This window comes from Streptomyces sp. NPDC101393 (genome assembly GCF_044767385.1).
Classification (GTDB): domain Bacteria; phylum Actinomycetota; class Actinomycetes; order Streptomycetales; family Streptomycetaceae; genus Streptomyces.
Map to the genome: position 1 here is coordinate 230822 of NZ_JBIWNU010000008.1, position 15408 is coordinate 246229.

General features: G+C 71.0%; 12 protein-coding genes. 6 read left to right on the forward strand and 6 right to left on the reverse strand.

The features are described 5' to 3' along the window. Positions 1-164 precede the first annotated feature (164 nt). Positions 165-1004 carry a hypothetical protein gene (locus ACIRQ7_RS25865; protein WP_404265291.1) on the forward strand — a complete coding sequence of 280 codons (840 nt, stop codon included), beginning with the start codon at positions 165-167 and terminating at the stop codon, positions 1002-1004. A 132-nt stretch (positions 1005-1136) separates the two neighbouring features. Here ACIRQ7_RS25865 and ACIRQ7_RS25870 read toward each other — a convergent pair whose 3' ends face one another. The 3 genes from ACIRQ7_RS25870 to ACIRQ7_RS25880 form a co-directional block, all read right to left on the reverse strand. Further along, the gene (locus ACIRQ7_RS25870) at positions 1137-1346 is read right to left on the reverse strand and encodes a DUF397 domain-containing protein (protein ID WP_401472403.1); all 210 of its coding nucleotides are present in this window, start codon (positions 1344-1346) and stop codon (positions 1137-1139) included. A 179-nt stretch (positions 1347-1525) separates the two neighbouring features. After that, the gene (locus tag ACIRQ7_RS25875; protein WP_401472406.1) at positions 1526-2389 is read right to left on the reverse strand and encodes a helix-turn-helix domain-containing protein; all 864 of its coding nucleotides are present in this window, start codon (positions 2387-2389) and stop codon (positions 1526-1528) included. A 419-nt stretch (positions 2390-2808) separates the two neighbouring features. Further along, complete coding sequence (locus ACIRQ7_RS25880) at positions 2809-3594, reverse strand: GPP34 family phosphoprotein (RefSeq protein ID WP_404265089.1); 786 nt, start codon at positions 3592-3594, stop codon at positions 2809-2811. Positions 3595-3832: 238 nt separating this feature from the next. On the opposite strand from ACIRQ7_RS25880, the gene ACIRQ7_RS25885 reads away from it, so the two are divergent. Both ACIRQ7_RS25885 and ACIRQ7_RS25890 read left to right on the forward strand, forming a co-directional pair. Then, complete coding sequence (locus tag ACIRQ7_RS25885) at positions 3833-6934, forward strand: D-alanyl-D-alanine carboxypeptidase (RefSeq protein WP_404265090.1); 3102 nt, start codon at positions 3833-3835, stop codon at positions 6932-6934. A gap of 95 nt (positions 6935-7029) precedes the next feature. Further along, positions 7030-8574: a glycosyltransferase family 39 protein gene (locus ACIRQ7_RS25890; RefSeq protein ID WP_404265091.1), complete on the forward strand. Its 1545-nt coding sequence runs from the start codon at positions 7030-7032 to the stop codon at positions 8572-8574. A 160-nt stretch (positions 8575-8734) separates the two neighbouring features. Here ACIRQ7_RS25890 and ACIRQ7_RS25895 read toward each other — a convergent pair whose 3' ends face one another. Beyond that, complete coding sequence (locus tag ACIRQ7_RS25895) at positions 8735-9115, reverse strand: ADP-ribosylation/crystallin J1 (RefSeq protein WP_404265092.1); 381 nt, start codon at positions 9113-9115, stop codon at positions 8735-8737. 161 nt (positions 9116-9276) lie between these two features. Beyond that, positions 9277-9996, reverse strand: a complete 720-nt coding sequence (locus tag ACIRQ7_RS25900) for an ArsR/SmtB family transcription factor (RefSeq protein WP_404265093.1) — start codon at positions 9994-9996, stop codon at positions 9277-9279. Positions 9997-10059: 63 nt separating this feature from the next. Between ACIRQ7_RS25900 and ACIRQ7_RS25905 the strand changes: the two genes are divergently transcribed. Continuing rightward, positions 10060-11250, forward strand: a complete 1191-nt coding sequence (locus ACIRQ7_RS25905; protein WP_404265094.1) for an isocitrate lyase/phosphoenolpyruvate mutase family protein — start codon at positions 10060-10062, stop codon at positions 11248-11250. Between the two features lie 69 nt (positions 11251-11319). Here ACIRQ7_RS25905 and ACIRQ7_RS25910 read toward each other — a convergent pair whose 3' ends face one another. Continuing rightward, positions 11320-11688, reverse strand: coding sequence for a hypothetical protein (locus ACIRQ7_RS25910; protein ID WP_404265095.1), 369 nt, complete (start codon positions 11686-11688; stop codon positions 11320-11322). Positions 11689-12447: 759 nt separating this feature from the next. Between ACIRQ7_RS25910 and ACIRQ7_RS25915 the strand changes: the two genes are divergently transcribed. Both ACIRQ7_RS25915 and ACIRQ7_RS25920 read left to right on the forward strand, forming a co-directional pair. Then, positions 12448-13287 carry a hypothetical protein gene (locus ACIRQ7_RS25915; protein WP_404265096.1) on the forward strand — a complete coding sequence of 280 codons (840 nt, stop codon included), beginning with the start codon at positions 12448-12450 and terminating at the stop codon, positions 13285-13287. Beyond that, a complete protein-coding gene (locus tag ACIRQ7_RS25920; protein WP_404265097.1) occupies positions 13284-15185 on the forward strand; it encodes an ATP-binding protein in 1902 nt (633 codons plus the stop codon). The genes ACIRQ7_RS25915 and ACIRQ7_RS25920 overlap by 4 nt, the downstream gene beginning before the upstream one ends. Positions 15186-15408: the final 223 nt, after the last annotated feature.

Sequence of the window (15408 nt, forward strand, 5' to 3'; positions counted from 1 at the left end):
ACCCCTTCTGAGCCCTGAACGGGACGCGCCGTCGGCGCGGGTCGCGCGACAGCCACCGCCTCACCTCTAGCCATTCACCTGCTGGAGCGCCAAACTGACGCCTCGTCAGGAATGGGCGCCAGGAGGAGGACGCGGTGAGTGAGCGCACGCAGGAGCAGGACGGCATGCGAGAGGGCGGGCAAGGGGAGGCGTACGCCCGGTTGGCCGGCGTCGGCCCGTACGGCGTCCGTCCCGGGCATGCGCTGATCACCATGGTCGAGCCCCATCCGGGCCAGGAGCGCGCCTACAACAGGTGGTACGAGGACGACCACTTCATCGCCGGTGCGATGGCGATGCCATGGATGTTCGCGGGGCGCCGGTGGGTGGCGACCCGCGAACTCCAGCTGCTCAGATATCCAGCGGATTCCGCCGTCGCCCGGCCGGTGACCAGCGGGTGCTATCTCTCGACCTATTGGCTCACCGAAGGCCGCTATGCCGAGCACCTGAAGTGGAGTGTGGGCATCAACCAGCGGCTCAATGCGGATGGCCGCGTCCATCACGACCGTACGCATGTTTTCACGGCATTCCATGAACATGTGGACACGGTGTACCGGGACGGAGAGACCGGCCCCCGCGATTTCCATGCGCTGGATTATCCGTACGCGGGTCTGGTCATGGAGGTCATCGATACCGAGGGGCCCGAGCGGCGTGCGGACCTTCTTGAATGGCTGCGCGGGGAGCACCTCAAGGAGAGGCTGTCGAATTCCCCTGCGGCCATGGTGCTGGCCTTTACCCCGCACCCACTGCCGGACGACCGAATGTCCTACGTCAAGCAGGTGGAGGGGGTGGGGAATCGTGTGACGTTGCTGTGGTTCCTGGAGCAGGACCCGCGTACATGCTGGCGCGAGCATTTCACGGGCCTGGACTCGGTCGTGGCGCAGCGCGGTCTGGGTTCGGTGGAATTGGTCGCCCCCTTTATCCCGACCGTCCCGGGAACCGACCGCTATGTCGACGAGCTCCGCTGAATTTCCCTCGGCGGGTATGCGTATGCGGGGGGCGGGGCGAGGACGCGTGGCCGTGAGGGTGACAGGGCCCCCTCGGCCAGGACGGCGAACCAGTCGAGAGGGCTTGCATCGCGTATACGGATGCCCGCTGCGCTAGGCCTTGTGAAGGCGCCCGCAGTCGATGTCCGAGAGCAGGGCCGCCCATGCCGTCCCGGAGAAGGCCAGGACCGGGCCGTGCGAGGCCTTGCTGTCGCGAACGGCCACGGCCGCACCGTCCAGAGGGGCGACCTCGACGCAATTACCGTCCTTACCCGAGTATGTCGACTTCCGCCACATCAGATCGGTGCTGAGCTGCCTCGTCATGCTTACTCCCGTGTGTTCGGGTTGGCGAGAAGCGGTGACTTCTCGGAGTGCTGACGACGCTACGCTCCAACATCGCTAATGCGCGTGAGTGGATCACTCGACCGGATGACATATGCCAAAGTGCACCCCGCGGGGGCAGGGTGGTGGTGTATTTTGCGCGCCCCGCAGTCACGGTGACGTCAGGAGGCGTACTCCTTGGCCACGTCCTGGATAAACTTCCGCGTCTGGTCCGCGTTCAGCGCCTGGGCCCGCAAGTGCTCGTACATGATTCCGTACTTGTGGACATCGCCGTGCTTCTCCAAGTAGAGGTCGCTGGTGACGCCCTCCAAATAGACCGTGGTGGAGTCGGAGGGGTCGTCGAACTCCAGGATGGAGAACGTTCCGGTCATTCCGGGATGAGAACCGCCGGCATACGGAACCACTTGCAGGGTGACGTGCGGGAGCTGGCTCAACTCGACGAGATGATCGAGCTGTTCGCGCATCGTCTGGCGGTTGCCGACGACCCGGCGGGTGGCCGACTCGTCGATCACGGCCCAGAAGCGCAGCGGATTCTCGGCGGCGTGCAGCCGCTGCTGCCGCTTGAGCCGCACGCCGACCCGGCTCTCGACATCGTCCGGAGTGGCTTCGGGCCACATCCCGCGGATCACGGCCTCCGCGTACTCGGGTGTCTGGAGGAGCCCGGGAACCAGTAGCGACTCGTAATTCCGCACGGACAGCGCATCGGCTTCCAGGCCGATGTAGACGCTGTAGGTCGGCGAGAGACTCCCGAAAGCGTGCCACCAGCCCTGCTGCCGGGACTCCTTGGCCATTTGCATAAGAGATTCGACCATGTGCTGGTCCTCGACCTCATAGACCCCGCACAGATCGCGGACATCGCGCTGGCTGATGCTGCGACGGCCGTTCTCCAGGCGGCTGATCTTCGACTGCGAGACAAGCAGCCGCTCCGCCACCTCTTCCGCTGTCATGCCTTTGGCTTCACGAAGCCTGCGCAGCTCCTGACCCAATCGGCGTCGCCTGACAGTGGGATTGACGTTGGACGCCACGGTAAGTGCACCTCCGGCTCCGTACTGCTGTTTTTTCCTGCTCAGCAGATTGCCACCACTGGTCGGCGCCGCGCTGGGAAATGGCCCGACAAGGTTGCTCAGGGTGGAGATTCGGGGTCGGAGGGTGAAGTCGGACGTATACCTGAAGCCCGGCCGGCGGCAGAGGGCGCACTGCCCGAATTCGTTGTCCGAGCACGTACGCGTGCGTGCGTACCGAGCCGGCGCGACGGCGCGACGACGGAGCACAGCCGGGTCGGCCCGACGGCAGACGCACAGCCGCACCCGCAGGCGCACACGTTGCGGTGTGCGCCTGCGGGTGCGGCTGCGTGGTGCGGGTGGTGCGGTGGTGAACGGTGATGCGTGGAACCTGGGTGAGGTGTCCGCTTGCCCGGCGGTGTCCGCTGCTGCGGCGCCGTGCGTCAGCGGGCGCCCACCCGGGCCATGCTGCCGTGCCCGTGCCCGTGCCGCGACGGGACCGGCATACCGGCCGCTTCCGCCGTGGCCCGAGCCGCGGGCTGCCTGACCGGTCCCGGGACGGCGCCCGGTGCCGCGCCTGCGGGCTGGGCCCGCCGAGGCTGCGCCGCGACGCCGTTCTGTACATCCATGACTGCGTGTGCGACCAGCCCGCCCATCGGGTCGTGCCGGATCAGATCCCGGAGGCGGGAGCGCGATGAACGCCCTTCGTTCCCTGGGTAGAGGTGCTTGCCGAGACCGACCGCATGGGCCAGCGCGGCGAGCGCCGCGGTCCGCGGGTCCGGGGGTACGCCGGTGCGGATCGCGTTGTCCAGCCGGGCCCTGATTTCCCGGCTGACCGCCGACTCCGACGCCTGGTAGCGCGTCGTCGGCAACACTCCGCACATCTGTCCCGCCACGGCATGCACCATGCCGCACCGTTCCAGATGCGAGAGATACGTCTGGCGCAGCCCCAGTCGGGGCCCGCCGATCCAGTGGACCGCGCGCACCGGGCTGCCGCGTCGGCGCAGCAGTTCGAGCGCGGAGTCCAGAGTCGGATCTCCTGTCGGCCGTGGCATCACCACGGCGATACGATCCCCATCTGGGGCTATCCGTCCTGCCAGAGCCAGCTCTACTAGCTGGGCCCCGGCCAGGCCGAGGTCGAGCGACTGCGGCTGCGCTGTGGTGCCCGTGGTCGGGTCCAAAGCGAGCAGCAGAAGCTCCTCCGGAATTGTTCTACGGCTCCTGCCCATCCATGCCTCCCCGCGTGGATGAGTGACAGGGTGACCCCTCTCACATTCATCTGTCGAGGGTGCGTGGGGGGTTAGGTAGGGAACCGGTAGGTATGTCGTCCTCGTCTAGCACGTCGGCGACATCTTCCGTGGGGTGCGGCGCGTCATGTTTCGCGTGGCGGCGAGGCGGCGCCACGCGTACACAGGACACTTGGGAACACTGGGCCAGGCAGCAGTGCGACGTACGAAGGAGACATCGGTGGCGGGCGAGTCCCCCGACAAGTCGGACAAGAAGCAGTCGTCGGGGAAGACGGCGCGGAGTGAACGCGATCCGCGTCTGACCGTCTTCCGAGAAGAGCCGGACGATCCGGCGAAGGGTGAGCCGGTGACGGAAGAGTCGGCGGATGAGTCGGTGACGGACGAGCCGGTGGCGGACGAGTCGGCCAAGAGCACGCCCGCGAAGAAGCCGGCGAAGAAGGCCGCGGCGAAGAAGGCGACCGCCAAGAAGGCCACGGCGAAGAAGGCTGCCGCCAAGAAGGCGGCGACGCCGAGCGAGGCGAAGAAGGCGACCGCCGGCGACGCGGTGAAGGAGACGGCTGCTGCTGCGGAGGCGGACACGCCGGACGCACCGGAAGCGGCGGACGCGCCGGAGGCCGCTGAGGCGGGGAACGCGGCGGGGGCTGCGGCGAAGGCCGCGGCCGGGCCCGAGAAGGGCGCCGAGGAGGCCGCTGAGCCGTCGCAGGAGGTCGCGGACGGCGGCGAGGGCTCCGGGGGAGGCGACGATCGCCTCCGGGCCGCAGTGGCCGCGTGGGTGGCGAAGTCGGGTGAGTCGGGTGAGCCGGGTGAGTCCGGTGAAGGGAATCCCGCCGGGGACGCCGACGCCGCCGATGCTGACGCGGACGATGCCGGTGCCGATGCCGCTGCTGGGGACGCGGACGGCGCCGACGCCGATGCCGCGGACGCCGCCGATGCCGGAGCTGAAGGCGGTGCCGGTGCAAAGCCGGGCGCCGCCAAGGCCGCGGAGAAGCCCGAGGAGGATGCGGCGGCCGAGTCGGATTCCGCGTCGGGGTCGAAGTCGGCTTCGGAGTCGGATTCGGGGGCGGCCGAGGCGGTCGTCGTGGATCAGCCGACGGCCGTTTTCACCATCGGTCAGCAGAGGTCCGGCGCCAAGGCTGACGCCAAGGTCGTCGGCGCCGCTGACGGCAAAGCCGGTGAGGCCGGTGAGGCCGAAGCGCGTGATGCCGGTGACGGCGACGGCGAGGAGAGCGCCGAGGCGGATGAGCAGCACGCCGACAGCGCCACACGAGTGTTTGCCTTCGCGAAGGGCAAGGGTGCGGGTGGCGGGGAATCCGTCGACCAGCCGACCACCACCTTCAAGATCACGCCGCCCGCCAAGACCGACCCCAAGTCCGACGCCAAGCCCGATGCCGAGACCGGCGGCGGGGCTGAGGACAAGCCCGACGCCAAGGTCGAGAACAAGGCCGAGAACAAGGCCGAGAGCAAGGTCGATCACAAGACCGACGCCAAGAGCGACGGCAAAGCCGATGGCAAGGTCGGCGGAGATGCCGACAGCGACAAGGACGGCAAGGGCGACAAGGGCGACAAGGGCGCGACCGACGGTAAGGCCGGGTCCGGGTCCGGGTCCGGGACCGATTCCGCGTCCGCGTCCGCGTCCGATTCCGGTGCGCCGAAGTCGGAGCGGCCTGCCGAGCGGACCAGCCAGTTCGTGGCGCTGAAGTCGACCGACGTCGATGCCGCGGAGAGGTCGATCGGCAAGACCGCGGCCGCTACCCCCGCCCGGACGCCCGACAGGCCCGCCGAGGCCCCGGACAAGTCCGCCGGCAAGGCGACCGCCAAGGGACCGGGCGCCATGCCCCCCGCCGCGCCCGCCAAGCCCGGCACCCCGCCCACCGCCGGATCCAAGGCAGCCACCGGAGCGTCGGCCGCCACCGGAGCGGGTGCCCCCGCGCGGCCGCAGCCCGAGGCCCGTCCCGAGTCGCGGCCCGAGGGCGGTCCCCAGGCGCAGCCCGGTGCGCTGCCCGAGTCCGAGCGGACGCGGCAGGAGCCGCTGCCGCCGCTCGACCTGCTGGCGAAGCTCACGAATACCCCGCCGCCGCCCGAGACCCCGCTGCGGACGGTCGTACGCCGGTTCAAGATCTGGACGCCGCTGGTGGTGCTGTTGGCGATCATCTTCGTGATCGTCCAGTCGGTGCGGACGCTGCCGGCGCCCGTGCCGACCGTCGGCTCGTCGACCGCGTTCACCTTCGGGGGCGGCAAGCTCGCCATGCCGTGGCCCGACCAGGGGCAGTCGGCGGCGGAGGTCGTCGGGGTGGGCAGCCTCGGTACGTCGGGCGCGGCGAAGCCCGTACCGACCGCGAGCGTCGCCAAGGTGATGACCGCGTATGTGATCCTGCGCGACCACCCGCTGAAGAAGGACGAGAAGGGCGCGACGATCACGATCGACGCGCAGGCCGAGGCGGACTCGCAGAAGAAGGACGAGTCGCGGGTGCCGCTCAAGGCGAATCAGACCTTCAACCAGTTCCAGATGTTGCAGATGCTGATGATCCCGTCGGGCAACAACGTCGCCCGTCAGCTGGCTCGTTGGGATGCGTCCTCGGAAGCGGCGTTCGTGAAGAAGATGAACGCGGCCGCCAAGAAGCTGGGGATGACGAAGACGACGTACACCGACCCCAGCGGCCTGGACAAGTCGACCGTGAGCACCGCGGTCGATCAGCTCAAGCTCGCCGAAGAGGTCATGAAGAACGCCGCGTTCCGCGCGGTCGTCACCACGGAGAACGTCAAGATCGACGGTCTGCCGGAGAAGCTGTACAACAACAACAGCCTGCTCACGACGATGCCGGGCGTGGTGCGCGGCATCAAGACCGGGTCGAGCACGCCGGCCGGCGGCGCGTTCATGTGGTCCGCCTACCGCACCATCGGCGGCAAGGACCAGCTGCTGCTCGGTGTGACGATGGATCAGCACACCGGCAGCACCGACCCCAACGCCCATCTCGCCCTCGCCCTGGAGAACAGCTCCAAGATCATCACTGCGGGTAAGGACGCGCTGGTCTCGGCCACCGTGGTGAAGAAGGGGCAGGTCGTCGGCTATGTGGACGACGGGCTCGGCGGACAGACGCCCGTGGTCGCGACCAAGGCGCTGAAGGCGGTCGGTTGGCCCGGGATGAAGGCGACCTTCTCGATGGACGACGCCGGCAAGACCATCCCGCACACGGCGAAGGCCGGTACCGAGGTCGGTGAACTGACCGTCGGCAACGGCGCGAGCGAGCAGAAGGTGCCGGTGGCCCTGCAGAAGGACCTGGCCGAGCCGTCGTTCGGATCCAAGCTGACGCGCATCGGGTGAGAGAAGGAGAGCGGGAGAGGAGAGGAGAGGGGGCCCCGGCCGCCTCTCCTCTCTCCTCCTTCCAGGCCCAGGTGCAGGCTCATGCCCAGGTGCCGATGCCGGTGCCGGTATCGGATGCGGCCGCGGGCGCGGACGTCGTCCCGGCGCCGAAGAGTTACGTGTCCGCCGTCGCGGCCCGCAACGCACGCTGGGCGCACAGCGCGGTGGTGCTGATTCCCTCGGGGCTGATGCTGCTCCTGGGGGCGTGGGGGATCCGTCGGCAGGACGCCCTGTGGCGGGACGAGGCGGTCACGTACGACATGGCGCACCGCGGCCTCGCCGACCTGTGGGCGACGCTGCTGCACGTCGATGTCGTACACGGCCTGTATTACGCGCTGATGCACCTCTGGTTCGCCGTCTATGACGCCACGCTCGGTGGCGTCCTCGGGGACGTCATCGGCCTGCGGCTGCCCTCCGTCGTCGCCATGACGGTGGCCGCCGCCGGCATCGCCCTGCTCGGGCAGCGGCTTGTGGGGCGCCGGGCCGGGCTGTTCGCCGGCGTCGCTTTCGCGCTGATCCCCGTGGTGCAGCAGTACGCACAGGAGGGGCGCTCCTACGCCACGGTCTGTGCGCTGGTCATCTGGGCCACCTACGTCGTCGTGCTCGCCGCCGACCGCCCGAGCAGGAAGCGCTGGCTCGGTTACGCCGCCCTGATGCTGTTCGCCTGTCTGCTGCACGAGTTCGCGTCACTGGCGCTCCCCGCGCACGGCGCCGCGCTGGTGGTGGCCCGCCGGCCGCGCCGCGTGCTGCGCGGCTGGGCGCTCGCCGCCGTCGCCGTCCTGGCCGGGCTCGCGCCGCTCGCGGTGTTCAGCACCCGGCAGTCGGACCAGATCAGCTGGCTCATGTGGCCCGATCCCCTCCAGCTGCTGACGTTCGCCGTGCTGGCCGTCCTCGGCGTCGCCTGCGCCCGGGTCCGGGTGCGCTCCCGCGGCCCGGTCGGCCTGCGTGCCGTCGCGGTCCCGCTGCTGTTGCTTCCGACCCTGCTGCTGATGCTGCTCTCGCACGTTGAGCCCGCATACGTCGACCGGTACGTCCTCTACTACGTGGCCGGATTCGCGCTGCTCGCCGGCGCCGCGCTCGCCCGGTTGTTGCGACCGGTCGGCGAGCGGGGCCAGACCCGCGGGCGGCGGTCGCGGCGGACACTGGCGCTGCTGCTGGCCCTGGTGGCACTGCTGCCCGTCAACGTCCATCTGCGCAGCCCGGACAGCCGGGTCGACGATGTCACCGCGGTCGCCCGGACCGTGGCCGAGATGGCCACGCCGGGCGACGGACTGCTGTTCATGCCGTCCCGGCGGCGGATCTGGATCGCGGCGCATCCGTCCGCATTCCGCGGCCTGCACGATCTCGCCCTGGCCCAGAGCCCGTTGGCGTCACACACCCTCTACGGAACCGAACGCTCCGGCGACACGATCCGGGACCGGATGCTCGCCACCCGCCGCATCATCGTCGCCGGCGACCCGAACGACCAGCCCGTCGACGGCAGCGACCAGGAAATCGCCAAACGCGTCACCCTGCGCGACGCGTTCCACGCCTGCCGCAGCACCGAGGTCCGCGGCGCCCGCATCACGGAGTACGCGCGGGCGGGGGGGTGCGGGCGGTAGCAGCGCCGGGATCTCGGAGCGGGGACCGGAGCTGGTACGGGCGGAGGTCGTGGGGGCGGAGGTCGTGCGGGCGGGGCGCGTCATGCCTGGCCATGGCTGCGAGTCGCGGCGACGGCTTGCGGGTCCGGCTATGGCCATAGCTGTGGGTTGCGGGTCCCATCTAGGGCTGCGGGTGGAAGCTGCGGACGAGCTCGATGCGGCCGACGATATGGCGGTTGAAGTCGTCCAACTCCGCCGCTGGTACCCACAGTTCGAGGATCGTCTCGCCGCCGGCCTGACGCACCGGGTAGCGGTCGAGAAAGTCGGCCTCCACCTCGAAGCGGGTGACATGGCCGATGCCGGACGCCGGCACATTCCAGTCACGGGCGATCCGTATCGCGTAGTCCTCGTTCAGTACGGGATAGAAGATCGGCTGGTCAGGCAGCCGCGGGGGCCAGGCGCGCCATCCGGAGGCCTCGACCAGCGCGAGTTCCTCGGGGCCGGTGGGGCGCCAGAGCGTGCGGGTGGCGGGAGCGTTCTCGTGGTGGGACGTCTCGATCATGGCCGTACGGTACGGGCGAGCGCGGGGCGGGCGCGCGGGGATATCGGGGGGCATGGAGTTGGTGGGTGTGGTGGGTGGCGCGGGGCCAGTGGGTGGCGCGGAGTTGGTGGCTGGTGCGGGAGTTGGTGGGTGGCGCGGGGTTGGTGGGGCGGGCCCGTCGGCTACGCCAGTCCCGCCTCCGCGCTGTCGATGCCCAGCAGGTCGTGGAGTGCCGTCGCGCCGTCCGGGGTGAGGCGTACGGCGCGTCCGCTGCCGACGCGGCGGACCCAGCGTCGCGCCAGCAACTGGTCGCACATTCGGGCGCCGGCCGTGCCCGCCAGGTGCGGGCGGCGTTCGGTCCAGTCCAGGCAGCCTCGGGCCTGAGGGCGGCGACCGGTCCGCAGCGCGGAGGGTTCGATGCCCAGGCCGTCGGCGAGCCAGTCCCGCCCCGCGCCGGTGAGGGCGAATCCGCCGTCCTGGTCGAGCAGCCCGCGTCCGGTCATCGCGTCGGTGATGGTCACGCCGAGCCGCCCCGCCAGGTGGTCGTAGCACGTGCGCCCGCGCGCCAGCGCCGCGGACGCACCGGCCGCACGCAACCCGTGCGGCACGGCGGCCGGCGGGTCGAGGTGGGCGGTGAGGGATTCGAGCAGCTCGGCGACGCGCGGGCCGGCGAGCTGTACGTAACGGTGCCGGCCCTGGCGCCGCTCGACGAGCAGTCCGCCCTCAGTGAGCCGCGTCAGATGCTCGCTCGCGGTCGAGGGCGCGACCTGCGCGTACGCCGCCAGTTCGCCGGCGGTCCAGGCCCGCCCGTCCAGCAGTGCCAGGCAGAACGCCGCCCTGGTGCGGTCCGCCAGGAGGGCGGCCAGCCGGGCGAGCTCGGAGCTGTACGCCGGAGTCGTCATGGCTCCATTGTCCGCCGCAACGCTTCGGCGACCACCGAACCAACCCCCGCCTACGGTGCCCGCATGGCCCCTGACCCCGCCCCCGCACACCGCTCCCCGTCCCCTGTGGACGTCATCCCTACGGGCTCCACCCGCACGGACTCCAGTCCCACGGACTCCAGTCCCACGGGCCCCACCCCCACGGGCTCCACCCCCACGGGCTCCACCCCCACGGGCTCCACCCCCACGGACGCCACTCCTGAGCACCGTTCCCCGTCTGCTGCTTCCGTAGCTTCCGCTGCCGCGGCCTTCCATGCCCTGCACCACGGCGATGAGCCGCTCCTGCTGCCCAACGCCTGGGACGTCGCCTCGGCCGTCGCGCTCGCCGACGCCGGGTACGCGGCGATCGGCACGACGAGCCTGGGCGTCGCGGCGGCCCACGGATGGCCCGATGGGCAGGCCCTCCCCGGGGTCCGGGACGCGACCCTGGCCTTGGCGCGGCGGCTCGCGGGCCGACTGCCCTGCCCGTACACGGTCGACATCGAGGCCGGATTCGCCAACGGGAACGGAGGCGGCAATGGGAAGGGACTGCGCGGCGGGAACGGATCCCGCGGCGGGAACGGATCCCGCGGCGGGAACGGATGGGGCGGCGGGAACGGATGGGGCGGCGGGAACGGATGGGGCGGCGGGAACGGATGGGGCGCGACGGGGGAGGGGTGCTCCCGGATTGAGCAAGTCGCCGTGCTGGCAGCCGAGTTGTGGGAGTGCGGGGCGTCCGGCATCAACCTGGAGGACGGGCTGCCGGGCCGTGAAGCCGGTGCAGGGCTGCAGGACCCCGTCCGCCAGGCCGAGTTGATCGGCGCGGTGAAGGAACGTGCGCCAGGTCTCTTCCTGAACGCCCGGATCGACACCCATTGGCTCGTGGACACGCCACCGTCGTTGTCGGTGACACTCGCACGCGCCGAGACCTATCTGGCCGCCGGCGCGGACGGCATCTTCGTACCGGGTGTCGCCTGCGACGAAGACATCTCGGCCCTCGTCGCAGCGATCCCCGTCCCCGTGAACGTCCTCTTCGCCCCGGGGCGCCACACCGTCAGCCGTCTGGCGGATCTCGGCGTACGCCGCATCAGCACCGGCTCACTGCTCTTCCGTACGGCGCTGAAGTCCGCCCTCGCCGCGGCGGCGTCCCTCCGCGGGGCGCGCGCTCCGGGCGGCTCGGCGGACGGCGTACCGGGGTACGGGGACGTGCAGCGGCTGATCGCCGGGGAGGCGTAGCCCGACGGCGCTGTGGTTTCAGCGGCAGGGGAAGTCGCAGCGGTGGCGGCAGCGGCAGGGGTGCAGGGTCTACCGGGACTCGGCCACCTGGGCGGAGTGTGCTGCGGGGGCTGTCGCCGCCACGTATCCCCGGTGGCGGCGGCCCTCGTGCCCCGTGGGCCCCTGGTGACCTGCCTGCTCCTGGCGACGACGTCGCACCATCAGCCCCGCGCCTACCGCGGCCAGTACGACCATGCCGCCCACGAGCGCGACCGTGGGCAGGTGGCCGGCCTTCTCGGCCAGGCCCGCGAGCCCGTTGTCGGGCAGCATGATCGACGTCCGGTCGTCCGTGGGGACCGTGGAAGCGGCGAAGGCGGCGCCCGAGGGAAGCAGCAGGACGGCCAGCGCACCGGTCGCGACGACGGCGGAACGGATCACGGAACGGCGCTGGGCCCCCATGGGTTCTCTCCTCTGACGAAACTGGCCGCGGACTCCGATGAGCCGCCTGAGCCTGATACGAGGAACGCTACGGAGCGTCCTTAACGGCAACCCATACGTTGTGTAACAGCCACCAAGCTCTCTGGGGTCAGTCCTGTGACGAAGCGGGGCGATGGGGGCGGGACGTGCGCCCGAGGCGACTGCGGTGAGAGGGACGACCGGTGCGATAGGGACGGCCGCTGTGAGGGGGAGGACCGCTGTGAGGGGGAGGACCGCTGTGAGCGAGGCGGCATCGGCGTTGTCCCGGCATGGCCGCTCTTGAGATTCCCCCCGCCGCGACCTTGGGTAACTTGGTCGAGTCAGGCAAATGTGCGAGATGCGAGGCATGTGCGACCCGCAGACGCGAGCTGTGTGCGGGACCTGTACACGCGGGCTGTGTGCGGGGCCTGTCACGTGAGCTGTGTGCGGGGCCTGTACGAGGTGGCTGTACGTGAGATCTGTGTGCGGCGGCTGCACATGCTTACACGTAGGCGACGTGCGACTGATGCGGATAGTGCGGATGGTGCGGATGGTGCGGATGATGCGGAGTTGAGCCGAGCCCCGAAGGCGGCACTGACGGGCACTGACGGGCACTGACGGGCTCTGACGGGCTCGGCGGATCAGGAAGGTCGGGCAGCTCGGGCGGTATAGGGGCGCGGGCAGCTCAGGTGGCCGAGGCGATGGAGGCGGTGAAGGCGGATGCGGCAACGGCGGGCCGGGCGGGCAGGGCAGGCACGGGCGGTGTCGGCCTCCCTCGCCGTGCTGTCCTCGCTCGTTCTCGTCGCCGGATGCGCGGGGCTCGATGGGCTCAAGAGCGACGGGCAGGCGCGTGACGTGAAGGCGCCGGTTCCCCTGTGGCCGGAGTATTCGCCCGCCCCGCTCGGCCGGGACGAGAACCCGGCGGCGCTCAAGCCCGTACCCGACGTCCCGCACATCCCCAGCGGCTCCATGGCGGACGCCGACCCGCTCGCCGTCCTGGACGCGGACATGGCCGGACAGGGGCGTACGCCGCCCGCCCCGAAGTCCGTACGCCGCCCCGTCCTGCACGATCTCACCGACGACGGCAAACCCGATTTGATCATGGCCGTCGACGTGGACAGCCGTATGAGCGAGCTGCGCGTCTACAGCGTCCGGAATCAGGTGGTGACCCGGGTGCTGGCGATGAACGGCGTGCTGGCCGGTGTGGAACTGGCGGCCGGGCACCTCTCCGTGCGCGAGCCCACCAAGGACCCGCGCTACGTCAGCGTGACCGACTATGTCTGGGACGGCGACTCGATGGCCCTGTGGGACCTCACCCTCGACGAGCCCCGCAAGCCGCAGACCTCGTCCGACGGCAGCCTCCAGAGCCCGTCACCGGCCCTCCCGACCCAGCCCACCCCCTCCGCTTCCCCCACCACCTCCGGTTCCCCTACCACCTCCGGTTCCTCCGCCGCCTCCGTTTCCTCCGCCTCTTCCGCTCGTTCCGCCTCGTCCGTCTCCGCTGCATCCTCCGGCTCTTCCGGCTCTTCCGGTTCCTTCGGCCCGTCCTCCAGCTCCTCCGGCTCTTCCGGCGCGGCCCGGGCCTCCGGCGGCGGGTCGTGAGGCGCGCGGCGGTCTCGCTCCGTTGGAAGATCGCGCTGACCGTGACGGCGGTGTGCTGCGCGGTCGCCGCCGTGCTGGGCGTCCTCGTACACAACGCGGTGGCCCGCCAGACCGTCGGTCAGGTCCGCAAGGAAGCCCGCGCGGACCTCGACACCGCGCTGGACCTCTTCGAGTACGGCACCTCGCGCGAGGGCATCAACTCCGTCCTCGACCCCCCGGAACTCCCCGACGAACTACAGAAGTTGGCGCGCGACGGCAAGAGCGGCAGCATGGTCGGCAGGTATCACGGACAGCCGGTGATGTGGGCGGCGGCGCCCGCGGGCGACCAGGTCATGGCGGTCTGGTCGCCGTACGGCAGCACCCGCCGCTCCCTCGAAAAGCTCGACACGGCCATCCTGGGCTCGGCCGTGCTCGCCGCCACGGCCGTCGCGCTCGCGGGGCTGTTCCTCGCCCAGCGCATCAGCCGTCGGCTGGGCACCACAGCGGCGGTCGCCCGGCGGATCACCGCCGGCGATCTGGACGCCAGGGTCGGCGACGCCGCAGGCCGGGGGCCGGGCGGAGGGCCGGCGGGCCGCGACGAGGTGGCGGCGGTCGCGGCCGCGCTGGACTCGGTGGCCGGCTCCCTGCAGAGCCGTCTGCACGCCGAACAGCGCTTCACCGCCGACGTCGCCCACGAACTCCGCACCCCCCTCACCGGCATCCTCGCCTCGGCCGAACTGCTTCCCGAGGGCCGCCCCAAGGAGATGATCAACGACAGGCTGCGGGCCCTGCACCGGCTCACCGAGGACCTGCTGGAGATCTCCCGCCTGGACTCCGGCTCCGAGCACGCCGACCTCGCCGCCTACGAACTCGGCGCACTGGTCGAACGCTCCGTACGCGCCACCGGCCTCGACACCGACGTACGCATCGCCACCGGCACCGGCACCGGCAGCAGTGCCACCACTCACACCAGCGCCACCACGCACACGAGCACGAGCGCCGGCACGAGGTCCGCCGCCACCCACACCACCAAGTCCACCGACAGCAGTGCCACCACAGGCAGTAGTGCCGCTACCGGAAGCAGTGCCGCTACCGGGAGCAGCGCCGCCACTGACGACGACGCCTCCACCGGTACCAGCTCCTCCAGCGACACCAGCCCCACCGGCCCAGGCTCCGCCATGGCCACAGGCGTCGGCCCCGACGCGCCGCCCCGCGCCGACGGTGAAGCGCGCACGGGATCCAGCGCAGCCGCCCACCCGGACACGAGCCCCGAAAAATCCACCGGCCCCCGCACGGAAACACCCACCGGGGCGCCGACCGGCGCGGACACCCGGCCGCCCACGGGCGCGGACACCCGGCCGCCCACGGGCGCGGACACCCGAACGCCCACGGGCGCGGACACCCATCCGCCCCAAGGCACACCCTCCGGAACACCCGCCGACAGGCCCGCCGCTTCAACCGCCGCAACACCCGCTGACAGGTCCGCCGCTTCAACCGCCGACAGGCGTACCCGTTCCACCGCCGACAGGGCTGCCGAGATCCCCGCAGCCATCCCCGACGCCATCGTCATCGAGACCGACCGACGCCGTCTCGACCGGATCATCGCCAACCTCGTCATCAACGCGCACCGGCACGGCAGCCCCCCGGTCACGGTCACCGTCGACGTATCGCCCAGCGGCAACCCGACGATCGAGGTACGCGACCACGGCCCCGGCTACCCCGACGAGCTGCTGCACCACGGTCCGCAGCGCTTCCGCACCGACGCGCCGGGCCGTGGCAAGGGGCACGGCCTCGGCCTGACCATCGCGGTCGGCCAGGCCGCCGTCCTCGGCATCGACCTGCGCTTCAGCAACGCCCCCGACGGCGGCGCCCGCACCCTCCTCCGGCTACCGAACCGCCCTCCCAGCACGAATGACTAACGCGCCCCTGCCCCTCAGCCTGTGGCCCCCTGCCTCTCGGCCCCCTGCCTCTCGGCCTCTCGGCCTCTCGGCCTCTCGGCACCTCGGCCCCGTGCCTCCCTTGGCCCCATTCCCCGACGGACGGCCGTCACCGGGCAGTCCCCCGGCACCTCCCACCCGCTGATCACGACGGGTCACAACGGGTCACGATGGGTCACGACGGATCAGGACGAATCACGACTGA

Bases quoted from the DNA above. Each gene is read 5' to 3' on its own strand.
- ACIRQ7_RS25905 (WP_404265094.1), top strand. From the start codon at position 10,060: ATGGCCCCTGACCCCGCCCCCGCACACCGCTCCCCGTCCCCTGTGGAC.
- ACIRQ7_RS25870 (WP_401472403.1), bottom strand. From the start codon at position 1,346: ATGACGAGGCAGCTCAGCACCGATCTGATGTGGCGGAAGTCGACATAC.
- ACIRQ7_RS25910 (WP_404265095.1), bottom strand. From the start codon at position 11,688: ATGGGGGCCCAGCGCCGTTCCGTGATCCGTTCCGCCGTCGTCGCGACC.
- ACIRQ7_RS25880 (WP_404265089.1), bottom strand. From the start codon at position 3,594: ATGGGCAGGAGCCGTAGAACAATTCCGGAGGAGCTTCTGCTGCTCGCT.
- ACIRQ7_RS25895 (WP_404265092.1), bottom strand. From the start codon at position 9,115: ATGATCGAGACGTCCCACCACGAGAACGCTCCCGCCACCCGCACGCTC.
- ACIRQ7_RS25900 (WP_404265093.1), bottom strand. From the start codon at position 9,996: ATGACGACTCCGGCGTACAGCTCCGAGCTCGCCCGGCTGGCCGCCCTC.
- ACIRQ7_RS25890 (WP_404265091.1), top strand. From the start codon at position 7,030: ATGCCGGTGCCGGTATCGGATGCGGCCGCGGGCGCGGACGTCGTCCCG.
- ACIRQ7_RS25865 (WP_404265291.1), top strand. From the start codon at position 165: ATGCGAGAGGGCGGGCAAGGGGAGGCGTACGCCCGGTTGGCCGGCGTC.